At 72.5% G+C, this 15006-nt stretch carries 15 protein-coding genes; 3 read left to right on the top strand and 12 right to left on the bottom strand.

The window, feature by feature from the left end; translation table 11 throughout:
• Together EBN88_RS22400 and EBN88_RS22395 are read right to left on the bottom strand one after the other, a co-directional pair.
• On the bottom strand, positions 1 to 650 hold a 650-nt coding region (locus tag EBN88_RS22400), incomplete at its 3' end, for a phosphatase PAP2 family protein (RefSeq protein ID WP_122185715.1).
• A 223-nt stretch (positions 651 to 873) separates the two neighbouring features.
• The gene (locus EBN88_RS22395) at positions 874 to 1881 is read right to left on the bottom strand and encodes a C40 family peptidase (protein ID WP_122185714.1); all 1008 of its coding nucleotides are present in this window, start codon (positions 1879 to 1881) and stop codon (positions 874 to 876) included.
• Between the two features lie 337 nt (positions 1882 to 2218).
• Between EBN88_RS22395 and EBN88_RS22390 the strand changes: the two genes are divergently transcribed.
• Both EBN88_RS22390 and EBN88_RS22385 read left to right on the top strand, forming a co-directional pair.
• On the top strand, positions 2219 to 2527 hold the full coding sequence (locus EBN88_RS22390) for a hypothetical protein (RefSeq protein ID WP_122185713.1): 309 nt from the start codon (positions 2219 to 2221) through the stop codon (positions 2525 to 2527).
• A 49-nt stretch (positions 2528 to 2576) separates the two neighbouring features.
• Complete coding sequence (locus EBN88_RS22385) at positions 2577 to 3758, top strand: PQQ-dependent sugar dehydrogenase (RefSeq protein ID WP_122185712.1); 1182 nt, start codon at positions 2577 to 2579, stop codon at positions 3756 to 3758.
• 13 nt (positions 3759 to 3771) lie between these two features.
• On the opposite strand, the gene mqnP is transcribed toward EBN88_RS22385, so the two are convergent.
• Together mqnP and EBN88_RS22375 are read right to left on the bottom strand one after the other, a co-directional pair.
• Positions 3772 to 4686, bottom strand: coding sequence for a menaquinone biosynthesis prenyltransferase MqnP (gene mqnP / locus EBN88_RS22380; RefSeq protein WP_233580849.1), 915 nt, complete (start codon positions 4684 to 4686; stop codon positions 3772 to 3774).
• Positions 4683 to 6134, bottom strand: a complete 1452-nt coding sequence (locus EBN88_RS22375; protein ID WP_122185711.1) for a menaquinone biosynthesis decarboxylase — start codon at positions 6132 to 6134, stop codon at positions 4683 to 4685. The genes mqnP and EBN88_RS22375 overlap by 4 nt, the downstream gene beginning before the upstream one ends.
• A gap of 85 nt (positions 6135 to 6219) precedes the next feature.
• Here EBN88_RS22375 and EBN88_RS22370 point away from each other — a divergent pair, with 85 nt between their 5' ends.
• Positions 6220 to 6657: a PLD nuclease N-terminal domain-containing protein gene (locus EBN88_RS22370; RefSeq protein ID WP_122185710.1), complete on the top strand. Its 438-nt coding sequence runs from the start codon at positions 6220 to 6222 to the stop codon at positions 6655 to 6657.
• A gap of 116 nt (positions 6658 to 6773) precedes the next feature.
• Here EBN88_RS22370 and EBN88_RS22365 read toward each other — a convergent pair whose 3' ends face one another.
• From EBN88_RS22365 to EBN88_RS22330, 8 genes are all read right to left on the bottom strand, one after another.
• Complete coding sequence (locus tag EBN88_RS22365) at positions 6774 to 7730, bottom strand: M23 family metallopeptidase (protein ID WP_233580848.1); 957 nt, start codon at positions 7728 to 7730, stop codon at positions 6774 to 6776.
• Between the two features lie 50 nt (positions 7731 to 7780).
• Positions 7781 to 8299, bottom strand: a complete 519-nt coding sequence (locus EBN88_RS22360; RefSeq protein ID WP_122185709.1) for an ArsR/SmtB family transcription factor — start codon at positions 8297 to 8299, stop codon at positions 7781 to 7783.
• A gap of 129 nt (positions 8300 to 8428) precedes the next feature.
• On the bottom strand, positions 8429 to 9145 hold the full coding sequence (locus EBN88_RS22355) for a M23 family metallopeptidase (protein ID WP_122185708.1): 717 nt from the start codon (positions 9143 to 9145) through the stop codon (positions 8429 to 8431).
• A gap of 473 nt (positions 9146 to 9618) precedes the next feature.
• Entirely contained in the window at positions 9619 to 10716 is a 1098-nt protein-coding gene (ccsB, locus tag EBN88_RS22350; protein ID WP_122185707.1) for a c-type cytochrome biogenesis protein CcsB, read from the bottom strand.
• Positions 10713 to 12737 carry a cytochrome c biogenesis protein ResB gene (resB, locus tag EBN88_RS22345; protein ID WP_122185706.1) on the bottom strand — a complete coding sequence of 675 codons (2025 nt, stop codon included), beginning with the start codon at positions 12735 to 12737 and terminating at the stop codon, positions 10713 to 10715. Before resB ends, ccsB begins: the two co-directional genes overlap by 4 nt.
• Positions 12738 to 12741: 4 nt before the next feature.
• Complete coding sequence (locus tag EBN88_RS22340; RefSeq protein ID WP_122185705.1) at positions 12742 to 13485, bottom strand: cytochrome c biogenesis CcdA family protein; 744 nt, start codon at positions 13483 to 13485, stop codon at positions 12742 to 12744.
• Positions 13486 to 13492: 7 nt separating this feature from the next.
• Entirely contained in the window at positions 13493 to 14077 is a 585-nt protein-coding gene (locus EBN88_RS22335; protein WP_122185704.1) for a TlpA family protein disulfide reductase, read from the bottom strand.
• 90 nt (positions 14078 to 14167) lie between these two features.
• Positions 14168 to 14845 carry a histidine phosphatase family protein gene (locus tag EBN88_RS22330; protein ID WP_122185703.1) on the bottom strand — a complete coding sequence of 226 codons (678 nt, stop codon included), beginning with the start codon at positions 14843 to 14845 and terminating at the stop codon, positions 14168 to 14170.
• Positions 14846 to 15006: the final 161 nt, after the last annotated feature.

The following is a 15006-nucleotide window of genomic DNA, read 5'->3' as shown; positions in this document are numbered from 1 at the left end:
CCCGGCGGGGGGCCGGCGACGCGGGTGGTGGCCGTCCCGCCGCCGGGGCGCGCCAGCCAGCCGAGCCAGCGCGTGGCCGAGCCGGCCCGCACCAGCGGCGTCAGCGTCGCCAGCGCCAGCGGCGCCAGCAGCAGCGCCACCGCCATCCCCAGCGCATAGCCGCCGACCACGTCCGTCGGGTAGTGCACGCCCATCACGACCCGCGCCACGCCCTGCGCCAGGGCCAGCGCGAACGCCACCAGCCCGAGGGTCCTGTGCACCAGGAAGAGGGCCACGGCGATGGCCATCGCGATCCCCGCGTGATCGCTGACAAACGAGTAGCCGTCCTTCCCCGACACCAGAACGATCAGATCCGGATGGTTCTCGTGCGGACGCGGGCGCGCGACAAAGGCGCGGATCGGCACGTTGGCCAGCCAGGTCAGCACGGCGGCCAGCAGCGCCCAGAGACAGCCCGGCACCGCCTGCTCCGCGTCGGGGCGCCGGCGCACCAGCAGCCAGCCGACCACCACGAGCGCCACCAGCGCCAGCGGAAGGCCCCACTCGCCGACGAAGGTCACCACGGAACGCCCCCAGCCGGGCAGCCGCTCGGCGAGGCCGTTCACCTCGTGGAGAACGTCCAGCTCGAAGTCGGGATCGTCGAGTTCAGCCATGTGCCGCGTGGCCCCTTCGTGCTGTGGGGGACCCCGCCAGGGAGGGCGGGGAGGAGGAGCCCCTGTTCCGGTACAGGTAACGCCCTTCCCCTCCCCCGGAGTGCCGATGTCCATCGAATGCCGGCCACAGCGTTATCGAACAGCAACGCGTTGCCGCAGTTCAGCGCCGTATCACTGGCCAAAGACTGGCTCTACGTGACGAACGCCTCGGGGGCGCCCTGGTCTACGCCGCGACCGGTCGGGTCGCGCCGAAGTAGTCGGCCGAGTCGATCGGGTCGAAGCGGATCTCCGCGCCGGTGTAGGGGGCGTTGATCATGTAGCCGCCGCCGACGTAGATGCCCACGTGGTGGATGCTGCGCGGGTCGGAGAGGTCGGTGGCGAAGAACACCAGGTCGCCGGGGAGGAGTTCGTCGCGGGACGGGTGCGGGCCCGCCGTCCACTGGTCGTTGGCGACCCGGGGCAGCTCTATCCCGACGGACTCGTAGGCCGCCTTGGACAGGCCCGAGCAGTCGAACCGGCCGCCGTCCTCCGGGGTGCCGTCGCCGCCCCACAGATAGGGCGTGCCCAGGTGCTCCTGGGCGAACGCCACGGCGCCGGCCGCCTGTTCGAGCGGGGGCAGCCGCTCCGCCTCGGCGCCGTCGTCGGCCTCGGGCGGCGCGGCGTAGCCCGCCTCGGCGGTGCGGATGATCCGGACGTAGTTCTGGGTCTCCTCGTAGGGCGGGACGCCGTTGTAGCGGATCACGGCGTAGGGGCCGGCGTTGTAGGCGGCCAGCATGTTGTCCACGGGGTCGCCCGGCACGTCCTCGACATAGCCGGCCAGCGCGCAGTCGTAGGCGGCGGCCGAGGGGATGGCGTCCTGCGGGTCCCAGACGTTGGCCACGCCGTCGCCGTTGGCGTCGATCCCGTGGGTGGCCCAGGTGCCGGGGATGAACTGGGCGATGCCCTGGGCGGCGGCGTGGCTCTCGACGTCCGGCTGCCAGCCGCTCTCCTGGCCGATCTGGGCGGCCAGGATGGCGGGCGAGAGCGTCGGGCAGGTGTTGCCCCACTGCTGGACCAGCGCCTCGTACTCGGGGGGCACGGTGTTCTCCGCGAGGCGGCCGTCGCCGCCGCCCGGGCGGCCGGCGCCGCCGAGGAGACCGGCGGAGGCCCCGTAGACGCCGATCACCAGGAAGCCGACGAAGGCCGCGAGCAGCCCGAAGCCGACCCCGGTCACCGTCACGATCCGGCGCATCGCCCGCCCCTTCTCTCCCCGACGAACGCGTTCCCAACGGCCGCCGTTCCCCGCCGGGTTCGCGCGGCCCGTTCGATGGTGACACGGGCGCGGGCCCGCCGCCCGGCTCGCGCCCGGGAGCGGGCGGTGAACGCGCCAACTCCGCCGCCGGCGGGGCGAGATCCGGCCAAAGCGCGGCGTCCGGCCGTGATGTCGGTTACCCCGCAGGGCACTTGGGCCACCGCCCGACCGCCACGCGCCCGCTGAACGGCCGTCACCGTACGGACTCCTCTGTCAGCGGGGCGTGGCACAATCCGTTGAGAAGGCGACAAGAGAGCGAGTGAGGCGGTGAGTTCGAATGCTCCTAGCGGCGGAAGAAGACGACATCACCAACATCATCGGCGGGATCGCGCCTGACTGGGGTCCCTTCGCCGCGGTGGGCAACGAGGCCAGGACGATGATCCAGGTGATCATGGCGCTGGCCATCCTGATCTGCATGGCCATCGCGATCTGGGGCGCGGCCAAGCAGCGGATCGGTTCCACCGCCATGCGGGACAGCTTCAGCGCCGAACAGGGCAAGGGGCTGATTGTCGCCGGGCTGACCGGGATCTTCATCATCGGTTCGCTGGGCACGCTGTTCACCATCATCTACGGCATGGCGATCTGAGGCGCCCGCGCGTCCGGCGAGCGGCACGGACAGGGAGGAACGGCGACTGATGGGTGCACGGGCGGCGCGCCGGCGCCCGTTGAGGCACGCGCTGCTGGTCGCCGTGGCCGGGGCCACGCTGCTGGCCGGCTGTGCCATCGGCCCGGCCAGCGACCGCCTCGCTGCGGCGGACGACACCACGCCGCCCACCCCGCAGGAGACGGGCGAAGACGGCCGGCCCGGGGACGGTGCCGACGATCCCACCGACTCGGCCACGACGCCCGAGCCCGAGCGCTCGGCGGACCCGGAGGGCTCAGCCGACGACCCCGAAGTGCTCGCCGAGGGCCTCGCCGACGCCTGCTGCCTGGCCGAACTCCCCGGCACGGACGACGTGTTGGTCGGCTCCCGCACCGGCGAGATCACCCGCGTCACGCCGGAGGGCGGGACGACGGAGCTGGGCCGACCCGCCGTGCTGGCCGGGAGCACCACGGGCGAGCTGCTCGGCCTGGCCGTCGACCCGCGCTACGACGAGGCCGGTTCGCCGAGCAACTGGCTCTACGTCTTCCACGGCGGCACCAATCAGAACCAGATCGTCCGCTACACCCTCGACGAGGACGGGGAGCCCAGCCTCGGCTCCGCGCCCGACACGGTGCTCTCGCGCCTGCCGCGCGGCGAGACCGCCAACGGCGGCGCCCTCGCCTTCGACAACGACGGGATGCTTCTGCTCGCCACGGGTGCCGCCGGGCAGCCGGAGCTGGCCACGGACCCGGAGTCCGAGGCCGGCAAGATCCTGCGCGTGGAGCCCGACGGCGACCCGGCCCCGGGGAACCTCCCGGCGGACTCCCGGATCTTCTCCATGGGCTACCCGGACGTGCGCGGCCTCGCCTGGGACCCGGACCGGAACGGCCTCTGGGCGGTGGCCGTCACCGACGAGGGTGCCGTCGAGGTCACCCTCGTGCCGCCCGGCGGGGTCGGGGACGACGGCGGGGACCGCGTTCGGCTGCCCTGGGAGGCCGGGGACGCGGTCCCGGCGGGGCTGGCCTATGTGGCCGGCTCGCTGTGGGTGCCGTCCACCGTGGGCACGCCGCTGTGGCGACTGCCGCTGGACGGCGTCGCGTTGTCGGGGGGCAGCGCCCAGGAGCTGAGCCCCGAGGGGTTCCCGGCGCCGGCGGCCGCGCTGGCCGGCGCGGACGGCGCGTCGCTGCTCGTCCTCGGCCAGGACGGGACCCTCACCCGCTACCACGTCGACTGAGCGCGGCGGGAGTTCAGACCCCGAGCCCCCGCGCCACCAGGTCGAGCAGCGCGAAGCCGAACAGCGCGATGCCGACGAAGCCGTTGACGGTGAAGAACGCCCGGTTGAGGCGGCTCAGATCGTCGGGCCTGACGATGCCGTGCTCGTAGACGAACGCGCCCGCCACCACGACCAGCCCCACCCACAGCAGCGGCCCGCCGTCGGTCGCCACCGCGTACCACGCGAAGAGCCCCAGCGTCACCAGGTGACTCAGCCGCGCGCCGAGCAGCGCGCCCGCGATGCCGAACCTCGCCGGCACCGAACGCACCCCGCCCGCCCGGTCGGAGGCCACGTCCTGGCAGGCGTAGATCAGGTCGAAGCCGCCGATCCACAGCCCCACGGCCGCGCCGAGCAGCACAGCGTCCCAGGACCAGGAGCCGGTGACGGCGAGCCAGCCGCCGACCGGGCCCATCGCCTGCGCCAGCCCCAGGAGGGCGTGCGGGAAGTCGGTGAACCGCTTGCCGTACGGATAGACCACCATCGGCACCACGGCCAGCGGAGCCAGCGCCAGGCAGAGCGGGTTGAGCAGCGCGGCCGCGCCCAGGAAGAACGCCAGCGCGACCCCGGCGCCCACCCAGGCGGTGCGCACCGACACCGCCCCGGTGACCAACTCGCGGTGCGCGGTGCGGGGGTTGCGGGCGTCGATCTCGCGGTCGATGATCCGGTTCGCCGCCATCGCGAAGGTCCGCAGCCCCACCATGGCGACGGTCACCAGCAGCAGCGTCGGCCAGTCCACGGTGCCGTCGTCCAGGAACATCGCGGTCAGCGACGCCATGTAGGCGAAGGGCAGCGCGAAGACCGAGTGTTCGATCATCACCAGCCGCAGGAACGCCCGCACCCGGCCCGGGCCCGCACCCGGCCGTTCGTCCGTCGTCGGCGCCGCCGTCACAGGCCGTACTCCTTCCACCGGGCGGTGACCCGCTCGGCGACCTCCGGGTCGGAGACGATCATCTCGGGCCAGCCGCCGTCCCTGGTGTACCCCTCCTCCGGCCACTTCGCGGTGGCGTCGATCCCCGCCTTGCCGCCCCAGAACTGCTGGTAGGAGGCGTGGTCCAGGTGGTCGACCGGCCCCTCGGTGTGCAGCACGTCGCGGGCGTAGTCGACGTTCCCCAGCGCCCGCCAGGCCACGTCGTTCGGGTCGTGCACGTCGCAGTCGGCGTCCACGACGACGACCAGCTTGGTGAGCGACATCATGTGCGCGCCCCAGACCGCCGACATCACCTTCTGGGCGTGCTTGGGGTACTTCTTGTCGATCGAGATGATCGCGCAGTTGTGGAAGGCGCCGCTCTCCGGCAGGTGGTAGTCGACCACGTCCGGGATGATCACCTTCAGCAGCGGCAGGAAGAAGCGCTCGGTGGCCCGGCCCAGCGGCCCGTCCTCGGTCGGCGGACGGCCGACCACGATCGACTGGAAGATCGGCTTCCGCCGCATGGTGACGCAGTCGACGGTGAGCGCGGGGAACGGCTCCTGCGGGGTGTAGAAGCCGGTGTGGTCCCCGAACGGGCCCTCCGGCAGCGTCACTCCGGGCTCAAGCCAGCCCTCCAGCACCACCTCGGCGTCGGCCGGCACCTGGAGCGGCACCGTCTCGCAGTCCACGAGTTCGACCCGCTTTCCGCCGACAAAGCCGGCGAAGAGATATTCGTCGATATCTCCCGGAAGGGGCGCGGTGGCGGCATAGGTGACGGCGGGCGGACAGCCGAACGCGATGGCGACCGGCAGCCGCTCGCCGCGCCGGGCGGCGACCTGGTAGTGGTTTCTGCTGTCCTTGTGGATCTGCCAGTGCATTCCGACGGTGCGCCGGTCGTGGCGTTGCAGGCGATACAGCCCGAGATTGCGCACCCCGGTTTCCGGGTCCTTGGTGTGGGTGAGGCCCAGATTGAAGAACGAGCCGCCGTCCCTGGGCCAGGTGAACAGCGCGGGCAGCCGTTCCAGGTCGACCTGGTCGCCGCGCAGCACGACCTCCCGCACGGGCCCGTTCTTCACCTTCTTCGGCGGCACGTGCGTCATCGAGGCGAGCTTGCCGAACGCCTCGCGGAATCCGACGAAGCCCTGCGGCAGCTCCGGCTTGAGCAGTCCCCCGATGCGCTCGCTGATCTCCTCGTAGGAGCGGAGGCCCAACGCCTTCAGCAGCCGGCGGTCGGTGCCGTAGACGTTCATGGCCAGCGGCAGGTCGGAGCCCTTGACGTTCTCGAAGAGCAGCGCGGGACCGCCGGCCTTGTTCACGCGGTCCGTGATCTCGCCCACTTCGAGATGGGGATCGACCTCGGCCTTGACGCGCTTGAGGTCGCCGTCCTTCTCCAGGGCCTTCAGCAGCGCACGAAGGTCGTCGTATGCCATGGGCCTCAGTATTCCGGACGCATTACCCTGGGCCTTAGTCAGGGGCCACGCTCCGGCCCACTCCATCTCACCCAGGGGGACTACCATGCTGAGGGTGCTGCTGTTTCTGGTACCGCTGGCACTGGCCATCTACGCCTTGGTGGACTGCATCAGCACCAAGGACGAAGAGGTACGCCACCTGCCCAAGTTGGTGTGGCTCGCCCTGATCGTCCTGGCCTGGGTCATCGGCCCCCTCGCGTGGATTCTGGTGGGCCGCCAGCGCGGCGCCGCCGGCGTGGGTGGCCGCCGGGGTTCCACGGGCTGGGTCGCCCCCGATGACAATCCCGAGTTCCTGCGTTCGCTGGGCGAGGGGTCCGAGCGCCCGGACGGCGCCAAGGACGCCGGGGCCGGCGAGAGCGCCGACGACAAGGAGCTGCTGGAGAGCTGGGAGGAGGATCTCCGGCGGCGCGAGGAGGAGCTGCGGCAGCGCGGCGACGGGGACGAGGGCCCCCCGCCGGAGCCGCCGACCGGTGGCAAGGGCTGACACCCTCCCCCGCACGATCTTCCGCTTCGATCGACCTTCGACTCAGGGCCGGCCCTTCCCCCCGGGGCCGGCCTTCGTCATGTCGTGGCCGGTGGCTCACCCGGTGGCGGGGTGGCTCACCCGGTGGCCGGCGCCGGCACCGTGAAGTGCTCGCCGGCCCTGGGCACGCCCACGCCGGCCCAGCGGAACGGGAGCCCGCAGGCGGTGTCCGGGTGCGGCCGGTCCATCAGCTGGAAGTGCAGGTGCGGCTCGGAGGAGTTCCCGGTGTTGCCGCAGCGCGCCAACTCCTGCCCGGCGCGCACCCGTTCCCCGGGGCGCACGGTCAACGAGCCGCGCCGCAGGTGTGCGTAGAGGGCGTAGGTGCCCCCGCCGAGATCGAGCACCAGGTGGTTGCCGACGACCCGGTCGGCGCTGATGACGTCGCGCACGGAGCCCGACAGGAGGAGCCAGAGCAGCGCCGGCCAGGAGTTCCGGCTCCGGTGGTCGCGCTGCCGGTCGCGCGCGGTCAGCACGGTGGCGTCGGCCACGGCCAGCAGCGGCGCGCCGAAGGCGGGGAAGTCGGCGTTGCGCCGGGTCGGCGGCCACCAGCCGAACCGGGGCCGGCCCGGGCCCGCCGCGCCCTCCGGACGCTCGGCGACCACGTCGATGGCGTGGCTCTGCCCGTACTTCCTGATGCCGTGGCTGGGCACCCGGTCGGCCGGGCTGTTCAGCGCGGACCAGGTGCCGGTGACCGGGGGCGCCACGGTCAACGGGGCGGCGTCGCGTGGCTCGTCGCGGCGCAGGAGCAGGGCGGCGGCCAGCTGGCTGCCGAGCGCGGCGGCCATCAGCAGCCAGCCGCCCGGCGCGCGCAGCCCGGTCAGCAGGTCGACCAGCGTGTGGGCGAGGAACGCGATCCAGCAGGCCCGGCCGAGAGCGGCGAGCGTCCGCCGCGCGCGGCGGGGCGAGGGGTCGGCCGCCCCGGGGCTCGGCCCGGTCTCCGGGTTCTGCTCCATGGTCGGGTTCTGGTCAATGGTCGGGTTCTGGTCAATGGTCGAGGTCGGCTCGGCGGTCGGGGTCGGCTCGTTGGTCGGCAAGGCTCTCAGCTCCCTTGATGCGACGGGGTGGGGCGCCCGGCGGGCGCCGCTCACGGCGTGGCCAGGGCGACGGCGACCAGCAGCGGCACCACCCGCTGCGGCGGCACGGCCCAGCGGCCCCGGCCGGCGCCGGTCAGCCAGCCGGCGGCGGCCAGCTGCCGCAGGTGGTGGTAGATCTGGCCGGTGGTGCCGGTCTCCGGCAGCTCGGCCAGCTCGGCGGCCGTGCGGCGGCCGGCGAGCACCTCGCGCAGCAGCCGCAGCCGCACCGGGTGGCCGAGGGCGGCGAACGCGTCGGCCGCCAGCGACCAGTCGGCCTCCAGCAGCGCCTCGACCGTCCGGCCGTACTGCCACTCGTACCGCTCCTCGGTCGGCAGCGTGACCGCGCCGGTGAACAGCACCGCGCCGTCGGGGGCCGCCTCGCCCAGCCGGGCCTTGAGTCCCTCAAGGGCCCAGAACCGGTCCTCGGCGCCCGGCCCCTCGCCATCCGGCTCGGCGGCGCCCTCGCGGCGCGTCGCCTCCCACTCGGCCATGCGCCGCTCCAGGGCGGCGACGCGTTCCTCCAGCTCCATGGAACGAGATTACGTAGTTACGTAATCTCTGGCAAGCGACCCGCCAAAGCCCCGGGCAGGCCGACGGCCCGGGCGCGCTGGGCGCCCGGGCCGTCGTCGTTCGGCTCAGGGGAGGTTCCGGGGTGCGGCTCACACCTCGGCGTGCTCGCCCCGCAGGAACTCCATCGGGTCGATGGCCGAGCCGTAGTCGGCGGTGGTGCGGACCTCGAAGTGGAGGTGCGGGCCGCTGCTGTTACCGGTGTTACCCGACAGCGCGATCTCCTCACCGGTGTCCACCTCGTCACCCACGGCCACCTCGACCTTGGACAGGTGCGCGTACTGGGTGAAGGTGCCGTCACCATGGTCGATCACCACGGCGTTGCCGTAGGCGGGACCGTCACCGGCGCCGTTGCCACCGGCCTTGACCACGGTGCCCTCGTGCACCGCGTTCACCTCGGTACCGTTCGGCACCGCGAAGTCCTGACCACTGTGCTTGCTCGCCCACCGGTCACCGCTGTTGCCATACGTCGCCGACAACTCGTAGTCGCCCGCGATCGGCGAGACCCAGTCCTCGGCCTTCGGCCTGTCGTCGGCCTTGCTGTCCTTGGCCTCCTGGCCCTCGTCGGCGCCGTCCCTGGCGGCCGCGCCGCCGGCGACACCGGTCGGCTCGCCCGTGGTCCGGCCGTCGGCGGCCTGGACCAGATCGGAGACGGTGTGGGCGGCGTAGACGTCGGCGGGGTTGCCATCGGCCGCCACCGCCGCGCCCGTGAGAACGACCGACGCGGTCAGGCCGGCAGCCGCCAGGGTGGCGACGCGGGTGTGCGGACGGAGGCTCTCGCGGATGCGGTGCGTGGTGATCTTCGGCATGGAGGTCCACCTCGGCAAATCGGGGGGTATCCGGGAAAAGCTCCGAAATCCGGACAGAACGAACTAACACCACCTTGATAACCCACCCCCGAAACCCTGACAAGACCCCCCGATACGACGCCCCTTCGTAGTCGCCCCGCCGCGCCTCTCGCCCTTTTCCGCGCTCTCGGCCCGGGTCACGACGGCCGTTTTCCGGGCCGGTGACGGCGCCCCGCCCGCCCCTTCCCACCTGCGCCGCGTCGACCAGGAACAAGGCCGAGGCCCTCGGTCCAGGTCAGAGGGCGCGGCGGCGTCGGGGCGAATTCCCCACCCGCCGGGGACCAAAGTCCCGGCCCTTTGTCCCGCTCGACTCCTAAGCCACCCCGTAGGCCGTTTCCGGCTGTGGCCGGCGTCACGGAAAGGGCCACGAAAAAGCACCCGGGGAGCGCGTCGCGACGCGCTCCCCGGGTGCCGTGCCCGCTCTCCGCGGCGGGCTACTTTCCGCTGTAGGAGTGCAGACTGTCAAAGAAGATGTTCACTCCGTAGTAGTTGACCAGGAAGCAGAGGAACCCGGCCACCGCCAGATACGCCGCCTTCCGGCCCTTCCAGCCGATGGTGGACCTGGCGTGCAGGTAGCAGGCGTAGGCGACCCAGGTGATGAACGCCCAGGTCTCCTTCGGGTCCCAGTCCCAGTAGCGGCCCCAGGCGTCCTCGGCCCAGATCGCGCCGGCCACGATGGTGAACGTCCACAGCGGGAAGACCGCCGCGTTGATCCGGTAGGCGAACCGGTCCAGCGTGGCCGAGGACGGCAGCCGGCCCAGCACGGACCTGCTGAACGTGCCGATCTGGGCGTCCACGGCGAGCTTCGCCTCGTAGCGGTCCCTGAAGAGGAAGAGCACGCTGCTGATCGCGCCCAGGTAGAGCAGCCCGCCGCAGAAGATCGCCAGCGGGACGTGAATCCACATCCAGATCGAGTCCAGCGCCGGCACCAGCTGCTGGGTCTCGGTGTAGAGGACGGTGGTCGCCAGGCCCAGGTCGAGCAGGACCGTGCCGGCCACGATCAGGCCCAGCCAGCGCATCCGCCGGCGCAGCAGCAGGAGGGTGAGGAACGCGCCGGTCACCACCATGGAGAACGCGGTGGAGAACTCGTACATGTTGCCCCAGGGCCCGCGTTCCACCGCGACCGCCCGGGTCACCACCCCGCCCAGGTGCAGCAGGAAGGCGAGGGTGGTCAGCGAGACCGCGATCCGCCCGTAGGTGTCACCGCGCTCGTCGCCGCCCGCCGCGCCCGGCCCGTCCGGGACGTCCGCCCGGCCCGGGTTGGCGGAGCGGGTGACGACCTTGGGCCGCTCCAGCACGCTGGTGCCGTTCCTGCCGCGCACGGTGACGGCCGGCCCGGCCGGGGCGGCGCTCCCGGCCGCCTCGTCCCTCGCCTCGGCCTCCAGCGTGGCCAGGGTTCTGGCCACCCTGCTGCGTCCGCCGAGGATCCACTCGGCGACATAGGCCAGGAAGGCCAGGGCATAGACGGCCATCGCCGTGTACACCAGCACGTTGCTGGCGTCGGCGAGGCCCTGGTCTGCGGCGAGCATCATGGGCGCGCTCCTTCGGCGGACGAGGCGGAGTCGGGCTTCCGTTCGGCGTCGGCGTCGGGCTCGGTCCCGGCGTCGTCTTCGGTGGCGGAGTCGGGGTCCCGGTCGGGGTCGGGGTCGGCTGCGGGGCCTTCGGGCTCGGGGTCTTCGGGCTCGGGTTCCTCGGGCTCCGGCTCCCGTTCCTCCGGCTCCCGCTCCATCGGGGCGTCGGGCTGGAGGTCGGCGGCCAGGTCGGCCAGCTCCTCGGGGATCTTCGCCGACTCGGTGCGGCCCAGCGAGGCCATCTCCACCACGGTCATCCCGTCCGCGTCGGTCCGCGCCCGCACCCAGATCCGGCGGCGCTGGAGGAAGAGCGAGCCGACCAGCCCCAGGATCGCGGCCATCGCGCCGGTCAGCGCCCAGCTGTTGCCCTCCCGCGTGGTGATCTGGAACGTCGCCCAGTTCTCGAACCGCTCGAAGGTCAACGTGCCCCGGCCGTCCGGCAGTTCGATGGACTCACCGGGCAGCAGGTCGAACCGGAACAGGTCTCCGCTCTCGTCCCGCAGCTGCTCCATGTCGTCGGTGTCGAGCTGGTAGACGTTCTGCGGGATGCCGGATGAGATGCCCAGGTCGCCGTGGAAGGCGTTGAGCGTGAGCACCGGGTAGTCGGGCTCGGGGAAGGTGGAGTGCGGGCCGCGCACCTCGTCGATGTTGTACGTCGGGTTGAAGAAGCCCTGGAAGCCGAGCTGGTCGTGCTCCCCGTCCGGGCCCACGTAGTCGCTGACCTTGATCACGCCGGTCGAGGTGAAGGCGCTGTCCTGCGGGAGGAACGGCACCGGGCCGCTGAACGCCGTGTTGCCCTCGGCGTCGGTCACGGTGACCACGGGGGCGTAGCCGTGGCCGAGAAGCCTGACCTTGGCGTCGCCGACCCTGAGCGGCTCGTTGACCTCGATGGTGTCGGACTTCTCCGTCCCGTCGTCGGTCCAGTACGTAACGTCGGCGCGGAACTCGGTGGGGGTGCCGATGTCGACGCTGTCCCTGCTGTACCCGTAGTGGAACTCGTCGAGGGTGAAGCCGAACCGCTCCAGGTCGTCCACGTCGTAGAGCCGGCCGGAGGAGAAGTCGTCGTACTGCGGCAGCGCGTTGGTGAAACCGCTGCCCTGGACGACCAGCTTGCCGCCCTCGGAGTGGTAGAGCTGGCCGGCGGCGAAGGCCACCAGCATCACGATCAGCGCCACATGGAAGAGGAGGTTGCCCGCCTCGCGCAGATAGCCCTTCTCGGCGGCCACCTGCCCCTCGCGCCCCGGCTGGTCCGCGAGGTCGGTGCGGAACCCGCGCTTGCGCAGCCTGCGCCGCGCGGCGGCGAGCACCTCCTCGGGCGCGGTGGCGGTGCGCCAGGTCGTGTAGGCCGGCATCCGGTCCAGCCGCCGGGGGGCGCGCGGGGGGCGCGCGCGGAGCTGTCCGACAAACTGCCAGGTGCGCGGGAGGATACAGCCGATCAGCGAGACAAAGAGCAGGATGTAGATCGCCGAGAACCAGATCGACGAGTAGACGTCGAAGAGTTGGAACCGGTCGTAGACCTCGGAGAGCCCCGGGTTCCGCCGGCGGAAGTCCGCGGCGACGGTGACGTCCGAGCGCTCCTGCGGGATGAGCGAGCCCGGGATCGAGGCCAGCGCCAGCAGCAGGAGCAGCAGCAGCGCGACCCGCATCGAGGTCAGCTGCCGCCAGAACCAACGCCCCCAGCCGACCAGCTCGCGCGCCGTCCAGGAGAGCGCGCCGCCCACGCCGGGGGCGCGCGTTCCACCGAACGAGCCGGCGCCGCGCGCCCGTTCGCCGTCCCGCTCCGGTCCGCCAGGGGTCCCGGCGCCGGACCCGTCGGCTCCCTCGTCCACGTCCAGCGGGGCCGTGGTCAGCCCTGCGGTCGCGGACTCCTCGTCCCGCCGCTGCTCGGGCACCTCGGGGTTCCCCGGCTCAGGGTTCTCCGGCGCGCGGCCGGCCCCGTGGTCGGTCGCGACGCCGGCGTGCGGAGCGTCTTCGTGTGTCATGGGGTCAGACTCCCGGGGTGAACTGGACGCTCCAGACCTGCATTTCGTACACCATCCGCTCCCAGACGCCGCTGACCAGCAGCACCCCGGTGACCATCAGCATCGCGCCGCCCAGCCGCATCACCCACTGATAGTGCCGCTTGACCCAGCCGAACGCCCCCAGCATCCGCCGGAACGCGACGGCCGCCACCAGGAACGGCAGCCCCAGGCCCAGGCAGTAGGCGAAGGCGAGCACCGCCCCGCGCCCCGCCGTTCCCTCGCTGACCGCCAGCAGGTTGACGGCGGCCAGGGTGGGCCCGACGCACGGCATCCAGCCGATGCCGAAGACGACGCCCAGCATGGGCGCGCCCGCCAGCCCTATCGCCGGCCTGGTGCGCAGCCGGAACTCGCGGGGCGTCAGCCACGGCAGGGCGCCGACGAAGAACAGGCCGAGCAGGATGGTGAGCACCCCGAAGACCCGGTTCAGGACCTCCCGGTGGGTCAGCAGCGTCGATCCGAACCCGCCGAAGAGCGCGCCCCCCGAGACATAGACGGCGGTGAAGCCCAGCACGAAGAGCCCGGCGCCGGCGAGCATCCGCCCGCGCCTGGCGTCCGCGAGGTCGGCCCCGCCGACCCCGGTGACATAGGAGAGGTAGCCGGGCACCAACGGCAGCACGCAGGGCGAGAAGAACGACACCAGCCCGCCGAAGAGCGCGACCGGCAACGCCAACAGCAGCGCCCCGCTCAGTACCGTCTCGTTGTAGCCCATGGCCGCATCAGCCCTCCGCGATCACCGGTTCGAGGGCGTCCCGCAGTTCGTCCTCGGTCAGCGGCTTCAGCAGCCGGACCGCGATCCGCCCCTCCCGGTCCACGATCAGGGTCGAGGGAATGGCCTGCGGGTTGAGGCTGCCCTTGGGGAACTCCAGCAGCATCCGGCCGTCGGGGTCGTAGAGGCTCGGGTAGGGCACCTCGTGCCGCTCCTCGAACGCCCGGGCGTTCTCCACCGAGGGGTCCCTGGTGTTGATCCCGACGAACTGGACGCCCCGGTCGGCGGTCTCCTCGGCGACGGTCACCAGGTTGTCGGCCTCGGCGATGCAGGGCGCGCACCAGGCGCCCCAGAAGTTGAGCACCAGCACGTCGCCCTCGTAGTCGGCGAGGCTGAGCGGTTCGCCGTCGACCGTCTCCCCGGACAGCTCCGGCACGGGCTGGCGGTCGGCGGGCTCCACCACGGTGATCTGACCGTTGCCCTGCACGATGTTGCTGTCGCCGCCCGAGGGACCGGCCTGGTCCCCCGAACACGCGGTCAGCGCGAGCAGGCCGGCCACGGCCACGGCCCCCTTGACAACCCGGAACTGGATCATGTGAAAAGTTTCCCATGCGTCCCTGAGCGATCTTTGGCGCCCCCCGACTCAGCGCCCCCGGTCGCCGCTCCGGGCGCCGGAGCCCCCGGTTCAGGCCCCGAAACCCTTGGCCCCCTTGATCCGCTTGGCGCCCGCGCGCAGATGCGGCGGCACCAGGTCGAGCGCCGGCTCGGTGTAGGTGACCGAGACGATCCGGTCGCCCTCGAAGGTGAAGCTGGTCAACGAGGCCAAGGTGCACTGCCTGCTGCGCGGGTCGTGCCACAGCCGCCGCCGCTCCACCCAGCTGCGCAGCACCCAGATCGGCAGCTGGTGGCTGACGCAGAGCGCCTCGTGGCCGCGCGCCGCGTCCCTGGCCGCGTCCAACGCGCCCTTCATCCGCACCGCCTGGTCCACATACGGCTCGCCCCAGGAGGGGCGGAACGGGTTGCGCAGATGGCGCCAGTTGGCCGGCCTGCGCAACGCGCCGTCGCCGATGCCGAACGTCTTGCCCTCGAAGACGTTGGCCGCCTCGATCAGCCGCCCGTCCGTCGCCACCGGCACCGCCAGCGCCTTGGCGATCGGCGCCGCCGTCTCCTGCGCCCGGTCCAGCGGGGAGGCCACCACGTGCGTGATGTCCCGCTCCGCGACCCGTTCCGCGACCCGCTCGGCCATCCGCCGTCCCAGGTCGGAGAGATGGAAGTCGGGCAGCCGCCCGTAGAGCACGCCCTCCGGGTTGTGCACCTCGCCGTGCCGCATCACATGGACGGTCGTCCGCTCGCTGCCGCTCATCGCTCCACCCGCACTCTCGCTGTTGTCGCCCCGCCGTTGTCCCCGGATATCCGCGCCGAACGCGTGGAACGCGTTGAACGCCCCGGCCACGCCCGCCGCCGGGCCGCCACGCCACCCGCCGCGCCGCCCGCCGCCCCGCTCACCGTGGCGCCTCGGCGGCC

The organism is Streptomyces triticirhizae (assembly GCF_003696235.1).
In the GTDB taxonomy this organism is placed as follows: Bacteria; Actinomycetota; Actinomycetes; order Streptomycetales; family Streptomycetaceae; genus Streptomyces; species Streptomyces triticirhizae.
This window is presented reverse-complemented; position numbering and strand designations above follow the sequence as displayed.